At 61.3% G+C, this 19,889-nt stretch carries 12 protein-coding genes and 2 rRNA genes (1 of these 14 running past the window's edge); 8 read left to right on the forward strand and 6 right to left on the reverse strand.

The window, feature by feature from the left end:
- A 23S ribosomal RNA gene (locus GN300_RS13700) occupies positions 1-2,820 on the forward strand; it begins 316 nt to the left of the window's first position.
- A gap of 153 nt (positions 2,821-2,973) precedes the next feature.
- Positions 2,974-3,090 (forward strand): 5S ribosomal RNA (gene rrf / locus GN300_RS13705).
- A gap of 304 nt (positions 3,091-3,394) precedes the next feature.
- Here rrf and GN300_RS13710 read toward each other — a convergent pair.
- Positions 3,395-4,786: a PLP-dependent aminotransferase family protein gene (locus GN300_RS13710; RefSeq protein ID WP_063315177.1), complete on the reverse strand. Its 1,392-nt coding sequence runs from the start codon at positions 4,784-4,786 to the stop codon at positions 3,395-3,397.
- A 50-nt stretch (positions 4,787-4,836) separates the two neighbouring features.
- Between GN300_RS13710 and GN300_RS13715 the strand changes: the two genes are divergently transcribed.
- From GN300_RS13715 to GN300_RS13730, 4 genes are all read left to right on the forward strand, one after another.
- Entirely contained in the window at positions 4,837-5,295 is a 459-nt protein-coding gene (locus GN300_RS13715; RefSeq protein WP_007727180.1) for a carboxymuconolactone decarboxylase family protein, read from the forward strand.
- Between the two features lie 620 nt (positions 5,296-5,915).
- A complete protein-coding gene (locus GN300_RS13720) occupies positions 5,916-7,361 on the forward strand; it encodes a hypothetical protein (RefSeq protein ID WP_231782875.1) in 1,446 nt (481 codons plus the stop codon).
- 129 nt (positions 7,362-7,490) lie between these two features.
- Positions 7,491-8,189, forward strand: a complete 699-nt coding sequence (locus GN300_RS13725; RefSeq protein ID WP_063315176.1) for a class F sortase — start codon at positions 7,491-7,493, stop codon at positions 8,187-8,189.
- A 77-nt stretch (positions 8,190-8,266) separates the two neighbouring features.
- Positions 8,267-9,064 (forward strand): SDR family NAD(P)-dependent oxidoreductase, encoded by a 798-nt coding sequence (locus tag GN300_RS13730; RefSeq protein ID WP_063315115.1) that lies wholly within the window; start codon positions 8,267-8,269, stop codon positions 9,062-9,064.
- Between the two features lie 14 nt (positions 9,065-9,078).
- Here GN300_RS13730 and GN300_RS13735 read toward each other — a convergent pair whose 3' ends face one another.
- The gene (locus tag GN300_RS13735; RefSeq protein ID WP_063315114.1) at positions 9,079-10,200 is read right to left on the reverse strand and encodes a GGDEF domain-containing protein; all 1,122 of its coding nucleotides are present in this window, start codon (positions 10,198-10,200) and stop codon (positions 9,079-9,081) included.
- A 175-nt stretch (positions 10,201-10,375) separates the two neighbouring features.
- Here GN300_RS13735 and GN300_RS13740 point away from each other — a divergent pair, with 175 nt between their 5' ends.
- Both GN300_RS13740 and GN300_RS13745 read left to right on the forward strand, forming a co-directional pair.
- Positions 10,376-11,020, forward strand: a complete 645-nt coding sequence (locus tag GN300_RS13740; protein WP_063315113.1) for a GntR family transcriptional regulator — start codon at positions 10,376-10,378, stop codon at positions 11,018-11,020.
- Positions 11,020-12,294, forward strand: a complete 1,275-nt coding sequence (locus GN300_RS13745) for an MFS transporter (RefSeq protein WP_063315112.1) — start codon at positions 11,020-11,022, stop codon at positions 12,292-12,294. The genes GN300_RS13740 and GN300_RS13745 overlap by 1 nt, the downstream gene beginning before the upstream one ends.
- A 45-nt stretch (positions 12,295-12,339) precedes the next feature.
- On the opposite strand, the gene GN300_RS13750 is transcribed toward GN300_RS13745, so the two are convergent.
- The 4 genes from GN300_RS13750 to GN300_RS13765 all read right to left on the reverse strand — a co-directional run bounded on the left by GN300_RS13750 (position 12,340) and on the right by GN300_RS13765 (position 19,793).
- A complete protein-coding gene (locus GN300_RS13750) occupies positions 12,340-13,911 on the reverse strand; it encodes a flotillin family protein (RefSeq protein ID WP_003941083.1) in 1,572 nt (523 codons plus the stop codon).
- An 11-nt stretch (positions 13,912-13,922) separates the two neighbouring features.
- On the reverse strand, positions 13,923-14,438 hold the full coding sequence (locus tag GN300_RS13755) for a hypothetical protein (protein WP_063315111.1): 516 nt from the start codon (positions 14,436-14,438) through the stop codon (positions 13,923-13,925).
- 148 nt (positions 14,439-14,586) lie between these two features.
- Positions 14,587-15,888, reverse strand: coding sequence for a M1 family metallopeptidase (locus tag GN300_RS13760; RefSeq protein WP_050655931.1), 1,302 nt, complete (start codon positions 15,886-15,888; stop codon positions 14,587-14,589).
- An 11-nt stretch (positions 15,889-15,899) separates the two neighbouring features.
- The gene (locus GN300_RS13765) at positions 15,900-19,793 is read right to left on the reverse strand and encodes a Pls/PosA family non-ribosomal peptide synthetase (protein ID WP_003941141.1); all 3,894 of its coding nucleotides are present in this window, start codon (positions 19,791-19,793) and stop codon (positions 15,900-15,902) included.
- Positions 19,794-19,889 lie beyond the last annotated feature (96 nt).

The raw sequence follows: 19,889 nt of genomic DNA on the forward strand, positions 1-19,889 counted from the left end.
TTGTGGGGTTCATTTTGTCAATACTGCCGTGTTGGCCAACAGTAAGAAATCACAGGGTTAGTGGAAGTGGTCTGGAACGGCCTGTCGTAGAGGGTGAGAATCCCGTACACGAAAACTTTGTGACTGTTGTAATGGAAACCCAAGTAGCACCGGGCCCGTGAAATCTGGTGTGAATCTGTCGGGACCACCCGATAAGCCTGAATACTCCCTGGTGACCGATAGCGGACTAGTACCGTGAGGGAAAGGTGAAAAGTACCCCGGGAGGGGAGTGAAATAGTACCTGAAACCGTGCGCTTACAATCCGTCAGAGCCTTCGAGCAGTTTACTGCTGGGGGTGATGGCGTGCCTTTTGAAGAATGAGCCTGCGAGTTAGTGGCATGTCGCGAGGTTAACCCGTGTGGGGTAGCCGTAGCGAAAGCGAGTCCGAATAGGGCGATCGTAGTGGCATGCTCTAGACCCGAAGCGGAGTGATCTACCCATGGCCAGGTTGAAGCGACGGTAAGACGTCGTGGAGGACCGAACCCACTTAGGTTGAAAACTGAGGGGATGAGTTGTGGGTAGGGGTGAAAGGCCAATCAAACTCCGTGATAGCTGGTTCTCCCCGAAATGCATTTAGGTGCAGCGTCGCGTGTTTCTCACCGGAGGTAGAGCTACTGGATGGTCTAGGGGGCCCACAAGCTTACCGAAATCAGCCAAACTCCGAATGCCGGTGAGTGAGAGCGCGGCAGTGAGACTGCGGGCGATAAGGTTCGTAGTCGAGAGGGAAACAGCCCAGATCGCCAGCTAAGGTCCCTAAGCGTGTACTAAGTGGAAAAGGATGTGGGGTCGCGAAGACAACCAGGAGGTTGGCTTAGAAGCAGCCACCCTTGAAAGAGTGCGTAATAGCTCACTGGTCAAGTGATCCTGCGCCGACAATGTAGCGGGGCTCAAGTACACCACCGAAGCTGCGGCATTCACGCAATAGCCCCCCTTCACTCTGCGGAGTGTTGGGCAGGTGTGTGGATGGGTAGGGGAGCGTCGTGTGGCCATGGAAGCGGCAGGGTGACCTAGCCGTGGAGGCCACACGAGTGAGAATGCAGGCATGAGTAGCGAAAGACGAGTGAGAAACTCGTCCGCCGAATGACCAAGGGTTCCTGGGCCAGGTTAATCCGCCCAGGGTGAGTCGGGACCTAAGACGAGGCCGACAGGCGTAGCCGATGGACAACGGGTTGATATTCCCGTACCCGTGTGAACGCGCCCATGGTGAATCAGTGATACTAACCATCCTGAAGCCACGAGAAGACCTTCGGGTCTCGAGTTGGTGGATGCATGGGACCTGATCTGGTAGTAGCCAAGCGATGGGGTGACGCAGGAAGGTAGCTGAGCCAGTCAGTGGTAATACTGGTGTAAGCGTGTAGGGCGTGACCTAGGCAAATCCGGGTCGCACACAAGCCTGAGACGTGATGCGTAGCCGATTGAGGCGAATTCAGTGATCCTATGCTGCCGAGAAAAGCCTCTAGCGAGCTTTCACACGGCCCGTACCCCAAACCGACACAGGTGGTCAGGTAGAGAATACTAAGGCGATCGAGATAACTATGGTTAAGGAACTCGGCAAAATGCCCCCGTAACTTCGGGAGAAGGGGGGCCCTGTCTGGTGACGACATTTACTGTCTGAGCTGGGTGGGGCCGCAGAGACCAGTGAGAAGCGACTGTTTACTAAAAACACAGGTCCGTGCGAAGTCGTAAGACGATGTATACGGACTGACGCCTGCCCGGTGCTGGAAGGTTAAGAGGACCGGTTAGTTCCTTCGGGAGCGAAGCTGAGAATTTAAGCCCCAGTAAACGGCGGTGGTAACTATAACCATCCTAAGGTAGCGAAATTCCTTGTCGGGTAAGTTCCGACCTGCACGAATGGCGTAACGACTTCTCAGCTGTCTCAACCGTAGACTCGGCGAAATTGCATTACGAGTAAAGATGCTCGTTACGCGCGGCAGGACGAAAAGACCCCGGGACCTTCACTACAGCTTGGTATTGGTGTTCGGTTCGGTTTGTGTAGGATAGGTGGGAGACTGTGAAGCGGTGACGCCAGTTATCGTGGAGTCGTTGTTGAAATACCACTCTGATCGAATTGGACCTCTAACCTCGGACCATGATCTGGTTCAGGGACAGTGCCTGGTGGGTAGTTTAACTGGGGCGGTTGCCTCCCAAAATGTAACGGAGGCGCCCAAAGGTTCCCTCAGCCTGGTTGGCAATCAGGTGTCGAGTGCAAGTGCACAAGGGAGCTTGACTGTGAGACTGACAGGTCGAGCAGGGACGAAAGTCGGGACTAGTGATCCGGCACCGGCAAGTGGAAGCGGTGTCGCTCAACGGATAAAAGGTACCCCGGGGATAACAGGCTGATCTTCCCCAAGAGTCCATATCGACGGGATGGTTTGGCACCTCGATGTCGGCTCGTCGCATCCTGGGGCTGGAGTAGGTCCCAAGGGTTGGGCTGTTCGCCCATTAAAGCGGCACGCGAGCTGGGTTTAGAACGTCGTGAGACAGTTCGGTCTCTATCCGCCGCGCGCGTTAGAAACTTGAGGAAGGCTGTCCCTAGTACGAGAGGACCGGGACGGACGAACCTCTGGTGTGCCAGTTGTTCCGCCAGGAGCACCGCTGGTTAGCTACGTTCGGAAGGGATAACCGCTGAAAGCATCTAAGCGGGAAGCCTGTTCCAAGATGAGGTTTCTCACCCCCTCGAGGGGGTAAGGCCCCCGGCAGACCACCGGGTTGATAGGCCAGAACTGGAAGTGCAGTAATGCATGCAGGTGACTGGTACTAATAGGCCGAGGACTTACCACAAAGAAGCTACGCGTCCACTGTGCGGTATCTGAAACAACACACAGATACTGATGAGAAACCCTGTTTTCTCCATCCCCCAACACCAGAAACTGGTGTTGACGGGTGGTGAAACCAGGTGATCAGAAGAAGGTTACTGTGACAGTTTCATAGAGTTACGGCGGTCATAGCGAAGGGGAAACGCCCGGTCCCATTCCGAACCCGGAAGCTAAGCCCTTCAGCGCCGATGGTACTGCACTCGACAGGGTGTGGGAGAGTAGGACACCGCCGAACACACATTAGAGAAGCCCCCCAACCAGTACTGGTTGGGGGGCTTTCTCGTACCCAAAACACCCCACCATCACCCGAAAGTACCTTCGCCGGCCCCGACTTCGAGCGAACGGCACTTTCGTCGCCTCAGATCGACCGAACGTACCGTTCGCACCATCAAAGGGGCGGGCACGCCGCCGGCACCCCGGCATGGAGTGAACGGCACGCTCACCCTCTTAGGCGAGGGGAACGGTACGTTCACTCCATCAGGGCAGGGCAGGGCAGGGCAGGGCAGGGCAGGTGAGCGGATGCGCAGATCCGACAGGCGCTATCGCAGAGCCGCCTGCAGCACCTCGCAGAGCACGTCCAGCGTCCTCGAGTACTGCGACTGCGTCGGCGTGCTGTAGCCGACGACGATGCCGTCACCGCCGACTGACGACACGTCGGGATGTCGGAAGACCGAAAGCCCTTCGAGCCCGAGATCGCGCGCCCGGGCCGCTGCAAGAACAGATTGTTCGGTGCCGGAGGGCAGACGGATCACAGCGTGAAGTCCCGCGGAGATCCCCCCGACCCTGACCTGGGGTACTTGCTGCGCAAGTGTCGCAACCAGTTGATCGCGTCGTCGTCGGTACGAGGTGCGCATCTTTCGAATATGGCTGTCGAATCTTCCGGATTCGATGAAGTCCGCCAAGGTCAATTGATCCGTTGAACTTACCCAGCGTTCGTAGGGTCCCTTTGTTGCGAGGACAGGTTCGATCAGCCTGTCCGGCAACACCATCCATCCGATGCGAATGGCCGGCGACAGTGTCTTGCTGACAGTGCCCAGGTACGCAACGTGCTGCGGTGCGATTCCTTGGAGTGCACCGACAGGTTTTCTGTCGTAACGGAATTCGCCGTCGTAGTCGTCCTCGATGATGACGCCACCCGTAGTCGTGGCCCATTCGAGAGCGGTCGCGCGCCTCGCCGGTGTGAGGGGACCGCCGAGAGGGAACTGATGGGTCGGCGTCAGCAGAACACTCTCAGCAGATGTAGACGCCAATTCGTCTGTGCAAGTGCCTGATTCGTCAACCGATATGGGAACTGTCAGCAGCCCTTCGTCGGCGAGCAACTGCCGGTGCAGGTGAAGGCAGAAAGCGTCGACCGCAATCGTTCCTCCGAGTGCGCGGGCAAGGAGGGAGATCCCGTGACCCGAGCTGGCACTGATCACAATGCAGTTCGGATCGACGCGAACGCCTCTGGTGCGGCTCAGGTATGTGGTGAGGGCGTTTCGGAGTTCGGCTCGGCCTCTGGGATCAGTAGTCGCGAACGCGTCGGTCGGCGCGGTGGTCAAAGCACGTCTGGCGGACGAAATCCATGCAGCGCGGGGAAACGCCGACGCGTCGGGCGATCCAGGGAGAAGGCTGTAGGTCCAGCGTCGTCGAGTCGGTGATGGCTCGACCTCGCGGGTGTGTGTGCTGGCGAGCGTGGCGACCAGGGTCCCGGAACCAGGCCGTGTGACAAGCCACCCAGCTGCGGCGAGTTCGGCATAGCAGTCCGCAACGGTGTTTCGGGCAACTCCGAGGTCGAGCGCGAGGGTGCGGGAAGGTGGGAGTCTGGTGCCGGGCTTCAGCAGTCCACTGTCGATCGCGTCGCGAAGGGTCTGAAGCAGTGCAGCGCGAACCCCGATTCCCTGTGGCAGCTCGATATGTAGATCGAACCCAAGATTGGCCCACGAATTCACCACCGGATTGAACCATGTTTCCGGGTCTTTCCGGGATTACCGTTTGAGTTATGACTACAGCAACAGGACAAAGACTGGATATCGCAAAGCTGGCGCCCGAGGTCTACAAGGCGATGATTGCGTTGGATGCCGCTGCACGCAAGGGGCTGGAGCCGACGCTCGTCGAGCTGGTCCTCACGCGTGCGTCGCAGCTGAATCATTGCGCATGGTGCCTGGACATGCACACTCGCGACGCCCGAAAGGTCGGCGTGACGGAGCAGAAGCTCTACCTACTGAACGCGTGGGAAGAAGCGCGAGGGATGTACTCCGATCGTGAACGTGCCGCGCTCGCCTTGACCGAGGCCGTGACAGTCCTCACCGACGGTTTCGTTCCGGACGAGGTGTACAGCGAGGCTGCCGGCGAATTCTCGGACGTGGAACTGGCTCAGCTCATCAGCGTCATTTTGACGATCAATGCGTGGAATCGCATTGCGGTTACCACGAGGAAGGCGCCTCCGGTCCGAGACTGATCCGAGGCTCGTGCTCCGCTCTCCGGCAGGGCAGGGTTCCGCCGTCGGAGATCTGGTTAATCGCCGCAAAGAGGACCAAAAGATTGGTTCAGGGTGTGAACAAAACCAACAGATTCTTTGAATGTGAGGCAAATCACATAACGTGAGTGGAGATTGTTCTGGAGCATCTACAAGTTGCCCGAATCCCGACAAAGCAGTCTCGATCGGAAGTTTCCGGCGAAGGGGTCCGCATAGCGGGCCCCTTCTTTTGCGCGCGAGCTGAAAACGCCCCTTCCTGTGAGTTTCCCCAGAATGTCCAAGTTACCGACTGGCTAGCGTTGGCGAAATGTCGGGAACGTCGCGGTTGGATGAGCAGATTTTGGGGGGATCGCGATTGTTGTGCGGTTGGACAAAGGTTCAGTCACCTTCATGGCTAACTCGTCATCCGAATGTCCAAGCTGCGCCCTGGGTGCTCGACGATTGGGTGATCTTTCTTGAAACATGCACTACATTGCCATTCAGTAACTGGCTGATTGCCAAAAGTGATCGGCTGATCCTCTCGGAAGTGAGCGCTGGGTGGCGTGGTATTGGGAATCCAGGCAACCGTCCCGCTACCGAAATGTCTTGAAAGGGAAGCTTTGATGACTGTGTCTGGTTCACGGCGTAGGCCGCTTGTTCTCCGGCTCTCGCTAACTGCAGCTATTGCCGTAACGGTGGCCGGTAGTAGCGTCGCTTTTGCATCACCAGCTGTGTCCGCGCCGATGCCGGTGCGAACCGCGGCCGCTCCGGCGTTCACCGCCGGGTTGTGTGAGGGCACCGAGTACACGCCCTCGGAGCAGATGCTCGACATCTCCGGCATTCGGCTGGATCACTACAACGACGGCAACATCGTGCCGATGTACGGCACCACCGATCGGGGTACCTCGGCCGCGGTGGATGCTCCGGTCTGCGGTGTCCGCGACGTCGACGGAATTGCGAAGTCGGAATGGATGTACTGCACGGACTTCGATCTCGATCCGTGTGCCGGTGTCGACGAGAACGGTTTGCCGGTTGACAAGCACAACGACGAGATGGGTGCGACGGTGCCGTCTTCGGGCAATCCCGATCTGTCAGCCGACGATCTCGCTGTCATCAGTTGGTTGCTGCAGAATCCCGCCAAACTCGACGGTGTCGTTTCGGGAAATGGCAGCGAGGATGCACGTTCGGCGCGGCAGACGCTTGTGTGGTGTGTCTCGGACTACGACAATCCGCTGATGGCCGATTTCAAAAGCCTGTGCGACAGGAACATCGGAGACGACGAGCGAGCTCGCATCGTCGAGATCATGAACGTCACGCAGACGCTCGACCTCGTTCGCAAGACACCCGCGACGGGGACTCTGAAGGCCGGCGAGACTGCCGTTTTCACCCTGAATACGAATATGTACCGGAAGCCGATCACTGTTCAGTCCTCGGCGGGCACCGAACTGACCGTCTGTGGTGACAACGCCAAGGCGACGTTGACTGCAAACCAACTGACGGTCGACGGCCGCGGCGACGCACCGACTGCTGTTGATCTTTGCCTCACCGCTGCGGCCGGCGGGGACTACTCGGTGACTGCAAGCGTCATTCCGGATTCGGTCGAGAACCTGCACTGGAACACGGCAGGCGCACAGTGCCAGATCTTCGCGTCGTTCGACACCGTTCGGCCGGCTTCGATGAATGCATCTGCCAGCGTCGGATATGCAGCAGCACCCACGACGACACCGGCAACGAGCACGCCGGCAACAACCACACCGGCAACGACCACACCGGCCACCACGACGCCTGCAACCCCGGTCGTTCCGATCGTGCCGATTGTTCCGATCGTGCCCATCGTGCCGATTGTGCCTGTAGTTCCGGGTGCACCTGTTCCGTCGCAGCCGGTTGCAACTCCCGCAACTCCGGCGCCGTCGGCTCCGAAGCCGGCCACTGGCCCCCGCCCGGTTGCCATCGACGGTGGTGCTGCTGAACAGAATTCAGGCCGTAACGTCGCCGTCGCAGTGACGGGCCTCGGGCTTGTCGGAATGGCTGCCGCCGGAGCAGTTGCTCTCCGCCGCAAGCGATCCTGACACCAGGCACGTGTAGTAGACGTCGGCACCGATCACGATTCGTGTGATCGGTGCCGACATTGATCAGACGCAGGGGGCGTCAATTCGCACGAGGTGCCGGGGGCGCCTCATCCCGCAGGAGACAGTTCGATGACCATGTACGAGTCGGATCCCAATCCATCCAATCCATACGACGATCCCAACCACGATCAGCCCGCGAGTCCAGGCAAAGGGCGTCGTGTCGCGTTCATTCTGGCTCTCATCGCGGTGTTGGTCGCTGGTGCTTCCATGGCCTTCGTCGGCCTGCGATCCTCCGATGACGATGCTGCGATCCCGCCGAGTCCGGGAGTTGTCATGTCGCACTCCGCGAATCCGGCAACGCCTACGGATGCGTTGATGACTCCCAACATCCTTTCGCTCGACCCGGTCGGTGTTCAGGCGCCGATCGTGGACGCCACCGTGCCGGAAGGAGTTCTCACTCCGCCGGAGAACGTCAAGAACGTCGGAATCTGGCTCGACGGTGCATCTCTCGATTCCGCCACCGGCACGACCTTGATTGCCGGACACGTCAATCTGACCGGCCAGGGTAACGGCGCGCTGTTCGACCTGGGCACGATCGAGCCGGGTGAAGTGATCCGTACATCCGACGCGACGGGTAAGAGCACGTCGTGGAAGGTGACTGCGGTGACGACGCGCCCGAAGGCCGATGGTGTGGAAGAAAGCGTGCTGGCCGGCCCGGAAGGCCCTCGTAAGTTGGCAGTCGTAACCTGCGGCGGCGAACTGCAATTCGAGGACGGTGTGGGCAACTACGCCGACAACGTCTACCTGTACGCGGATCTGATGCTCTGAGACACAGGCATGATTCCGACGGTCCCCGATCCCTCTTCGTAGCGATCGGGGATCGCCTGTTGGATAGTGTCGCAGGTATGGATCTTCACCTGTCTGGAAAGCGTGCGATCGTTGCCGGTGGTAGCAAGGGGATCGGTCTGGCAATCGCCAGAGGTCTGTCCGCTGAAGGGGTCGACATCGCGATACTCGCGCGCACTGAGCGAACCGTCGTAAGCGTTTCACGAGATTTGGTTTCGGAGTTCGGAATTCGTGCGATCGGAGTCGTGACGGATACGCGAGACGACGACGCGGTTCAGGCGTCGGTGCGGCAAGTGGTAAAGGAGTTCGGCGGTGTCGACATTCTGGTCAATTCGGCAGCGACGCCGTTCAGCGCCGGAAAGCCGACGGATTTCGAGGCGACCACCGACGACGTCGTGCGAGACGAAGTCGAAGTGAAAGTGCTGGGGTACCTGCGAACTGCGCGCGCTGTGGCGCCGTATCTGATCGATCAGGGTTGGGGTCGGATCATCAACATCAGCGGTTTGGGTGCCAGACAGGCAACCTCGATCGCCCACACGATCCGCAACGTCAGTGTGTCTGCGCTGACCAAGAATCTTGCAGACGAGCTGGGCCCCAAGGGAATCAACGTCACCGTCGTCCATCCGGGCGTGACGCGGACCGAGAGGTTGACCGCGCGGATTGCGCGCGAGTCGGAAGAATCCGGCCGCTCGCAGGCGGAGGTGGAGCGGGGTATCGCGACGAATTCGATACACCGGATCATCGACGCCGAAGAGGTAGCCGATGTCGTGACCTTCCTGGCATCGCCGCGAAGCATCGCGATCACCGGTGACGCAGTGGCAGCGGGTGGAGGAGTGCCGGGGCCGGTCTACTACTGAAATTGTGCGTACTGCTACCTGCCGGCGGTGGTGACGATCGTGTGAACGCGTCCGCCGCCGAGTCTCTTGCTTTCGTACATCGCCGAATCGGCGACTTTCTGCATGTCCGTGAACGCTGCTGCGCGGTCTGCTCCGGCGACGAATTTGTGGGTACGCACGGCGATTCCGACGCTCGACGTCGATGGTATCTCGTCGGTATTCGAGTGCATTGCCGGTCCGATCGAGTTGAGCATCGGTCCGATGGCTGGCACAGAAAGTCTTTGGACGAGGATGAATTCGTCGCCGCCGATCCGCGCGACGACAGCATCGGCGTGTGCCCAGGCGGATAACCGCTGCGATACCCGGAGAATGATGCGATCGCCGACGTCGTGTCCGTGCACGTCGTTGATCGTCTTGAACCGGTCGATGTCGATCGCGATCACGAGTAGTGCCGCAGATTCTTGACGCTGGAACCCCTCGAGTACCTTCTCGACGTGGCGGTCGAGGCCACGACGGTTCAAGAGGCCGGTGAGAGGATCGAGGTCGGAACTGGAAGCATCCATGCTGAGCATCGTCAGCACGATCTGCGAGATGAATGCGCAGACCACCAACGCGGTGATGACGACCAGTACTTTCGAAACACCAAGGGCTGGATCGCGATCCGGCCCGAACAGAATTGGCTGCGCAGCCACCGCGATCACAAGAAGCGAAAAAGCTATGTGCGCGATCTGCAACTTCGGGTTGTGGAAGTAGGCGATGTAGATGCCGACCAGAGCAAAAATGACACAGGTGAGCAATCGTGCGAGCTGGGAGGAATCTCCAACGACGGAGATCGTGACCGCGATGTCGCAGAAGACCACGAAACCGAACGAGCGACGCTTTGTGGGGCCGAAGACCCACCATGAGACTCCGACTACGAAGCACGAGATCACGACAACAGTATTGAAGAACAGCGCAATCGTGCTTGTCGGACCGGCAGGGCTGAATCTGTTCAGTAGTGCGCACACTCCCAGTCCGATGACAATGATGCCAAGTAATAGCCGGGTGGCGGTCGTGAGGCCGTTGTCGCGGAGATAGCGAGTGAAGCGGTCGTATTGATCGGGAAGAATCAACCACTCGCGGGTCAGCGTCCTCATCGACTTCATCTGCGATGTCATGAGTGCATCAGTCCTCGAAGGCTGGAGCGTGCGCCATTCATCGCGAACTGATTCCTCCTCTGTCTGGCACCTTGCAATGCTAACTGGATCGATGCCGCATCGGACCGAGATGTTCGGATCGGCGACCCGGATGTCTGTGTTGCGCCAGCGTGGAGTATAAATACATCTTGTGTCTATGTTGTATTCCGCTTCCGAAACCGTCTTCCGCGAAGTCAAGGAGCTGATCCTTTCCGGCAAGCTTGCCGGCGGGGAGCTGATCAGTGAGGGTGACATCGCTGCACGGACCAATGTGAGCCGAACGCCGGTGCGTGAGGCGTTTCTGCGTCTCGAGTCGGAAGGTTGGATGCGCCTCTATCCGAAGAAGGGGGCGCTGATCGTCCCGGTCGCGGATGGGGAAGCGGAACACGTAGTCAGTGCCAGACAGCTCGTCGAGACTCAGAGCGTTCGAGTGGTGTCGGTCCGACCGCACGCACGGGAAGCGCTTGTCGCAGCGTTGCGCGCGAATCTGATCGAGCAACGTGAGATTGCTGATCGCGGGGACGTGGCCGCGTTCAGCGCAATCGATGCAGACTTCCACAAGATGATCGTTGCCGCCGGCGGGAACCCTTTGCTCGACTCGTTCTACGCGAGTCTGCGCGACAGGCAACGACGGATGACAGCCCGGTCGATCTCACGCGACCCCGGCCAACTCTCGCGCATCCTTGCCGATCACACCGCGCTTACCGACCTCGTCGACACAGGCGATGCCGACGGATACAACACTGCCGTCCTCACACACATGCGCCAGGTCCACGGCCTCGGCTTCGAAGGAACTCTGTGATGAGCACCCAAACGATCGGCGCTGGGACCGCGGCCGAAACTCGTCTCGAGGGTGAACGCCTCTCCGGCGGAAAGTGGCTGTGGCTGACCGTTGCCGCCAGTATGTTCGCCGCTGCCTGGGGCGGAAACGAATTCACCCCACTGCTGGTGATGTACCGACTCGACCACGGCTATTCGCCGGTGATGGTCGATTTCTTCCTCTTCGCCTACGTCGTCGGAATTGTGCCGGCCCTGCTGCTCGGCGGCCCGCTGTCCGATCGATTGGGTCGACGCCCGATCATGCTCCCCGCGCCGATCATCGCGATCGCCGGTTCGACGCTGCTCGCTTTCGGGGCCGACTCTGCCGCTGCTCTCATCCTGGGAAGAATCCTCTGTGGCATCGCCTTGGGGATCGGTATGGCCGTCGGCGGCTCCTGGGTCAAGGAGTTGTCCACGCAACCTTGGGACCAGACGGCGTCGGAAGGCGCAGGTGCTCGGCGAGCAGCGATGAGTCTGACCGCGGGCTTCGCCTTGGGAGCGGGTGCTGCGGGAATCTTGGCGCAATGGGCGCCCATGCCGAGTGTGTTGGCGTACGTGCTGCACATCGCGATCACCGTCCTCGCCGCCATGGCGCTGTGGCGTGCGCCTGAAACACGACCGGCACAGGCGAAATCCGACCGTCGCAGGTTGATCGACGACCTCAAGATCCCCTCGGCAGGTCACCGCAGATTCCTCTACGTCGTTGTTCCGTTGGCGCCGTGGGTGTTCGGTGCCGCCAGTGTCGCGTATGCAGTTATTCCGGCGCTCATGACCGGGCACAGTGGCGATGCGCCCGTGGCCTTTTCGGCTCTGCTGTGCATGGTCGCGCTGACATGCGGATTCGCGATTCAGTCGTTGGGGCGCAAGATCGACACCGACCGCAGTGCTCGTGGCGCCGTTGTGGCTCTGGTGTTTCTGGTGGTCGGTATGGCCGGTGCTGCTCTGGTTGCGTCGACGCTGACCGTGGCGATCGCGATCGTGGCTGCAGCGATCCTCGGTTGCGGGTACGGCATGGCACTGGTGTCCGGGTTGCTGGAGATCCAGCGAATCGCGGGGCCGGACGATCTGGCAGGATTGACCGCGGTGTTCTACTCGATCACCTACATCGGGTTCGCGGTGCCTGCGTTGCTGGCGATGCTGTCGGAAAGCATTCCGGCACTGAGCTACACGGTGACTCTGCTGTTCGGATCAGCCGCCGCCGCTGCCTGCTTGATTCTGATTCTCTTCAAGTCGCGTTCACATCTTCCGAGCGCGTGAAGCCGGCCCGCCGACTCCTGCGAGAGTCGGCGGACCGGGGCGAAATCACGCGTCCACGGTTGCGGAACCGTTTTCCGAACTGTGGACCGAATTGTGTACCGAACCAGCCGGAACCGATGCGGTCTTGTTCAGGCCGTTGAGCAAACCGGTGATATCGACGCCTGAGCTTTCGAGAGTTTCGATGACACCGGCAATCACCTGGGGACTGATGCCCAGGATCGAGCCGATCGAACCCTGCGCCCCGTCGCTTCCGCCGACGATGGAGATCCGATCGATGTCGCCGACCGGCTTCGCTGCTGCTGCGGTGGCGTCGACCAGTGCTGCCAGAACGTCAGGCAGAGTGAGCAACTGCGCGGCCTGCGGGGTGTAGGAATTGAGCGCCTCGGCGATCTGACGCTTACCGGCAGCCTCGGCTTCGAGCTTGGCGCGCAAACCATCCGCTTCGGCCTGCTGTTCGGCGCGAACGGCGTCGGCCGCTACCTTGCGGCCGTCAGCTTCGGCCTCCAGACGTGCTCGAAGGCCGTCGGCATCAGCCTGCTGCTCGGAGCGAACAGCGTCGGCGACGAGCTTTCGTGCATCGGCCTGAGCCCCGCCGGCCTGCCTTGCTGACTCGGCCTGTGCCTGGGCGCGGAGGATCGCGGCCTGTCGCTCACCCTCTGCGCGTGCGATGGAGGCTTGGCGTTCGGCCTCGGCCGGTGCAATGACATCTGCCTGCAATGCCGCTTCCGATTGCTGGGCGCGACGACGCTCGACCTCGGTGCGAGCTTCGACGCGGGCCGCCTCGGCCTGCTCACGTGCGATGCCGACGGCCTTCTCGGCCGTTGCCTGCGCGAGTGGTCCGGCCTGGTCGGCTTCGGCGTTCTCGGCTTCGGTCTGTGCTCGAAGGCGAGCGAGTTCGACGTCGCGCTTCTGATTTGCACTCGCGATCGCAGTGTCGGCCTCGGCCTGTGCGACGGAGCCTGCCTGTCGCGCCTTTGCCGACTGGATCTGCGAATCACGCTCTGCTTCAGCAGTTCCGATCGCGGCATCACGTTTGACCTCGGCGATGCGGCGCTGACCGAGCGATTCGAGGTAGCCGTTGAAGTCGGAGATTCCCGCGATCTTGATGACATCGACTTCCATGCCGATGCGGGCGAGGTCGCCGCCTGCCTCCTCGACCACGCTGCGTGCGAGCGAATCGCGGTTGGAGTTCAGATCCTCGACCGTCATGGTTGCGGTGATTCCGCGCAGGCTGCCTGCGAGGATTTCGTTGATCTGCTGTTGGAGTTCGTCCAGGTCGGAGGTCAGGAATCGTTGCACCGCTGTCTGAACCGCTTCGTCGGCGGAACCGATTCGTACCAGGCCGACTGCCTCGACGTTGACCGGAACACCGTCGTTGGAGAGCGCATTCTTGAGATTGATGCTGACGTTGAACGGCTCGAGCGACATGATGTCGACGCGTTCGATTCCCGGAATCTTGAACCGGGCTCCGCCGCGGACGACTTTCGGCTTGCCTCGTCCGGTGAAGACCGCCACTTCGTTCGGCGGGACCTTGACGTAGTTCTTCACGTAGATCGCGGGGAGAACGATGAAGATGATTACTGCGACTACAACCGCAATGATGATGATTGGCAGCATGTATCGAGTCCTTAGATCGCGTCGTCAACCGTGACGACGTGAAGGTATTGATCGTCTACATCGGCGATGTAGACGGTGGTGCCGGTGGTGAGCGCCATCGGCTGTGCACTGACGGCCTTGGCCTGGACGCGATTGCCTTCGGCGTCGACGAACGAGACTTCTCCCCAACCTTCGGCTGCGATGGTGAGGGTGACCGTGCCCAACAGTCCGTGGTATGAATTGCGCCCGATGTGCGAATTATCTTGTTGTTTAAGGAGATAGGGGAGAAGAAGGCCGCGCGTGACGACAACGAGAACGGCGGCGAGTGCGAGTGCTGCAATCACCGCTACCAACGTCGGAGCGTCCGCGAGAGTGGCAGCTACGCCGCCGGCGCCGAAGCCGAAAAGTGCTGTGGCCAAAGTTGTCAGGCTCAGAAATGGCAGCCCGTCTGCGTGGCCGCCGCCCAGATCTGCAACCTCGCCGACGGCAAAGGCTCCGATCAGGGCGACGACCCCGATCACGAAACATATTGTGAATACAACGAACATCGATCCCCCGATCTACCTGTCGAGGAAGCGTGCCCTGAGAATTGTGTTGTCGGGGTCGTCCCTCGGCCCACCTCTATAGTAAAGGTAAGACAAAGCTAATCGGCGCATTCGGAATGTTTCGGCGTGGTGATATCGCGGTGAGAGAGCGTCAGAGACGAGGCAGAGAGCGCTGATTCAGCCATGCATCCCACAGTGGGCGCAATGGAGTGTCGGTGAAACGTGAAGCGAGATCGGTGAATTGCTCGGTACTGACCGTGCTGTGCCGATGCTTCGTGGTCCACTGACGGATCAGTTCGAAGAACTTCTCGTCTCCGAGAACGCCGCGCAGGGCGTGCAGAGTCAATGCGCCCCGCTTGTAGATTCGATCGTCGAACATCAGGGCAGGACCGGGATTGGCGACGATCAAGTCCTGAGATTTACGCCCGAGCCCTTGATAGGCGTTTGTCGCGAGTTGGTTCGAGGACGGGCCACCGGAATTCTCGGACCAGATCCACTCCGCGTAACAGGCAAAGCCTTCGTGCAGCCAGATGTCGCACCACTGCCCGAGAGTGAGGCTGTTGCCGAACCATTGATGGGCAAGCTCGTGTGCGACAAGACGTTCGGAACCGCGCCTGCCTGTGCAATGGTTGGCTCCGAAGATCGAGAGTCCCTGCGCTTCGATGGGGATTTCGAGTTCGTCGTCGGTGACCACAGCGGTGTAGTCGGCAAAGGGATACGGGCCGAACAGCTTTCCGAAGACCTCCAGCATCTGGGGTTGGCGCCCGAAGTCGACGTCGAACGCTGCGCGCAGCCGAGGTGGGTGAACGGCGAAGACCGGTACCGGCCCGGCGCTCACTTGTCGGTGCTCGTACTGACCGATCTGAATGGTTGCCAGGTAGGTTGCCATCGGTTCGGTCTGCTCGTAGACCCACGTCGTCTGACTCGCACGGGTCTGCTTGCGGATCAGCTTGCCGTTGGCGAGGGCATAGAACGGGGAATCGGTGGTGATCGAGATTCGGTACGACGCTTTGGAAATCGGATGGTCGTCGCACGGGAACCAGGACGCCGCGCCGTTGGGCTGACTTGCGACCAAAGTTCCTTCGTCGAGTTCCTCCCAGCCGACTTCGCCCCACAGGCTCTTGATCGGCTCGGGGTTGCCGCTGTACGCGATGGTGACCGACAGGGCACCGCCCGCGGGGATCTTGGTAGACGGCGTGAGGATCAGCTTGTTGTTCAAGTGCGCGTACTTGGTGCCGCGGGCACCGTTGACGGACACCTTGGACACCTGCAGGTTCTGTGCGAGGTCGAAGCTGAACTTGGATCGGCTCTCGGTGGTGACAGCGGTGATGACAGCTTTGCCGGCGAGACGGTTGCTGAAGACCTTGTACGTCAGTTCCAGTTCGTACCGGGACACGCGGTACCCGCGGTTGCCGTTGAGCGGCAGGTACGGATCGATCGGCTCCTCGAGCATTCGGTTCGGCTTCACGACGCCACCCACGGTGCAATCGGGTTGCCCTGCCAGCGGGTGGAGGGCGGAACGGTGTCACCTCGCATCACCAGAGATGCAGGCCCTACCGTCGCTCCCGCGCCGATGCCGGCTGCGGGTAGCGCGACACAGTGCGGTCCCAGCGTTGCTCCTGCTCCCAAAGTGACGGTGTCCATGGACATGATCCGATCATGGAAGAGATGAGTTTGCACGACGCACCCCCGTTCCACTGTCGCTCCGTCGCCCAAAGTCACAAGATCTGCCTCGGGTAGCCAGTACGACTCACACCAAACGCCCTTACCGATCTTGGCCCCGAGTCCACGCAAGAAGATGTTCAGTACGGCCGTACCAGTCGCCGCGCGAGCGAACCACGGCGCCGCGACGGTCTCGACGAAGGCGTCGGCTACCTCGTTTCGCCAGACGAACGAACTCCACAGCGGATGCTCGACCTTGGCGATGCGTCCGACGACGATCCACTTGGCGGCGATGGTGATCGCGCCCGCCACTGCTCCGGCGACGAGCAGAATTACGCCGCTCAGCAGAGCCGCGAACCAGAATCCGACTGCGCCGACCAGTGCTTCGAGTGCAAACAGAACACCGAGACCGATGCCGAACGTGACCATGACGGGGATCAGTCGGCAGGTTTCGACCACTCCGCGGGCGATCTTGAGGCGCATGGGCGGATTGAACGTGCGGGCGGCGTCGGTGTCTCCGGCAGCCCTTCTCAGACGTACCGGTGGACTACCCAGCCACGATGATCCGGACTTGGCCTTGGACGGGGTAGCCGACAGAACCGCCACCAGACCGTTCTTGGGGACGCGTCGACCGGGGGCGGTCATACCGGAGTTGCCGAGGAACGCGCGCTTGCCGATCTTCGCCTGTTCGATGTGCATCCAGCCGCCGCCGAGGCCGTAGCTCGCAACCATGGTGTCGTCAGCGAGGAATGCGCCGTCGGCGACCGTCGTGAACTTGGGAAGGAGGAGCACGGTGGAGGCTTCGACGTTCTTGCCGATCTTGGCGCCGAGAAGGCGGAGCCATCCCGGTGTCAGCAGGCTCGCGTAGAGCGGGAAGAGGAAGGTTCTGGCCGAGTCGAGCAGGCGTTCGGTCGCCCACACCTGCCAGCCGATGCGGCTGCGGACAGGGTGGTAACCGGGGGTCAGCCCGATCGAGAGAAGACGAACGGCCACAAGGGTGACGACTGCGAAGACGAGCAAACTCAGGATGGTCGCGACGGGAAGCATGATCAGCGATTGGAGCACTGCACTCGCGAGCGTGTCGGTGTCGCGAATCCACCAACCGATCAAGGCGATTCCGGCCATCAGCGCGAAGATCGGCATACCGGCCAGGAAGACCGAGGTGACACCGTATACCGGCACCCAGCCGGGTGCACGCTTCGGATGTTCGGCAGGCCAAGGATGATTCGCTTTCCCGACCTTGGTGGCGGGGGAGCCGGCCCACTGCTGGTTTGCCTTCACTCGGCCGAACACCGCAGATCCGGGTTCGACGACGGCGTCGCGACCGATACGCGCGCCGGGCAGAAGCGTCGAGCGTGAACCGACGGAGGCGCCGTCACCGATCTTGATCTCGCCGATGTGAATGACGTCGCCGTCGATCCAGTGGCCGGAGAGGTCGACTTCGGGTTCGACGGAGCAGCCGTCACCGAGTTCGAGCATGCCGGTGATGGGAGGAAGTGTGTGGAGATCGACGCCGCTGCCGATGTCGGCGCCGAGGGCGCGGGCGTAGTAGAGCATCCACGGTGCGCCCGAAAGGTTGGCTGCGCCACTGGCTTCGGTGAGTCGGAGCGCTATCCACAGACGCAGGTGTTCACTACCACCTCGCGGGTACGTTCCTGGCTCCAACTTGCGTAGGAGCAGGCGCGCCCCGACGACGGCGATGGTCATACGGCCGATCGGCGTGATGAACACGATGAACGCCAACAGGATCCACCACCACGAGACCGTGGGCGCCCAGCTGACGTCGACGAACCAGCCGAGGACGTTGTTCGCGATCGCCAGCCACGTCACCCACTGCAGTCCGGTGAGCGTCGTGAGCGGAACGGTGACGGCGATCTGCGCGAGCTGAGTCTTCAAGGGTGTCGGAGCGACGATGCGCGGCTCCACAGTTTCGGTGGGTGCCAATTCGTCGAGATATTCGGCGAGCGATCCCAACCGTGGGTGGTCGTAGAGCTGTGCGACGGTCACTTCGGGGAACCGCTCGCGCAGGGCGGTTACCAGCTGAGCCGCAGAGAGGGATCCGCCGCCCACTTCGAAGAAGTCGTCGTCGAGTCCGGTGATCTGCGCGCCCAGGATCGAACCCCACAGACCGGCAACCCAGGCAGCGGTGCCGTCGAGGCCCAACGCGGCCCCGGCATCTTCACCGGCGCCGGGCAACGGCCACGGCAGCGCATTGCGGTCGACCTTGCCTGACGTACGCGTCGGAAGTTCGTCCATCAACGCCAGACGCGGCACGAGGGCCGCTGGTAGTTGCTCGCTGAGCAGCGCATGAGCGGCCTTGAGATCGAAGTCGGGATCCGTGCTGGCGATGTATCCGACGAGGAGCTGGTTGCCGGCTGCCGTCTTCTTCACGGCTGCGGCAGCGCCGCTCACACCCGGCAGGTTCTGCAAGGCGTTGTCGACCTCACCGAGTTCGATGCGCCTGCCGCCGAGCTTGACCTGATCGTCCGCGCGGCCCTGGAACATCAGGCCGGTGGTCTCGAGCCGGACCAGGTCGCCGCTTCGGTAGGCGCGTTCCCACCCGAGAGAGGGCATCGACGCGTACTTCTCGGCGTCCTTCGCGGGATCGAGGTAACGGGCGAGGCCGACGCCGCCGATCACCAGCTCGCCTACCTCACCGACCGCGACGGGATTGCTCTGGGCGTCGACGACGGCAAGGTCCCAGCCGTCGAGGGGGAGGCCGATGCTGACGGGGCTCTTGCCGTCCATCAGTGCGCCGCAGGCGACGACGGTTGCCTCGGTGGGGCCGTAAGTGTTCCAGACCTCGCGGCCCTCGACGGCCAGGCGCTCTGCCAGTTCGGGTGGGCAGGCTTCGCCGCCGAAGATCAGGAGTCGAACGGCTTCGAGGGCCTCGGCCGGCCACAGAGACGCAAGCGTCGGCACAGTGGAGACGATGCTGACGTCACGCGAGACCAGCCACGGGCCGAGGTCCATGCCGCTGCGAACCAACGAACGAGGAGCCGGGACGAGGCAGGCGCCGTGGCGCCACGCGAGCCACATCTCCTCGCAGGACGCGTCGAATGCCACGGAGAGTCCCGCGAGGACGCGGTCACCAGGCCCGATGGGCTCGTCCTGGAGGAACATGCGCGCCTCGGCGTCGACGAAGGCTGCGGCATTGAGGTGAGTGACCGCGACGCCCTTGGGGGTGCCCGTGGATCCTGAGGTGAAGATGATCCAGGCGTCGTCCTCGGGTTCGGGTTCGCGAACCGGTGGATGTTCGAGCCGCTTCGGCGCCGTCCCCGGCTGGATTCCGTCGCCGGTGATGATTGCCGCTACCTGCGCCTCGCCGAACACCAACTCGGCGCGCTCTTCCGGATCGTCGGCGTCGACGGGAACGTAGGCGGCGCCCGCCGCGAGGATCGACAGGATCGCCACGTACAGCGAACGCGAACCTGACGGCATCCTGATTCCGACGCGGTCACCTGCGCCGACGCCGGCATCACCGAGCCAGCGCGCACCGAGCGCGATCTCGTCGAGCAACTCCGAGTACGACAGTGTGGTGTCGCCGTCGTCGATGGCAGGTGCTTCCGGGTTGGCCTCGGCTGAGGCCCGCACGATGTCGATGAGCGTGCGCGGCGCAGGTGCATGCGCCGACCGTAGGAATACGGACGGAATCCCGAAAGATTGTTCCGTCTCCGACTGCGACTGGAGTGGCAAACCCGTTGGTCCTGTTCTACTCACGAAACTTAGAGTCCTGCGAACTGTCGAGTTGAAAGTCTCATGACAAGTTTGCGAGTTGGTGAACAGATATGC

Origin of the sequence: Rhodococcus sp. Ni2 (genome assembly GCF_021352185.1) — a bacterium.
GTDB classification, from domain to species: domain Bacteria; phylum Actinomycetota; class Actinomycetes; order Mycobacteriales; family Mycobacteriaceae; genus Rhodococcus_F; species Rhodococcus_F qingshengii.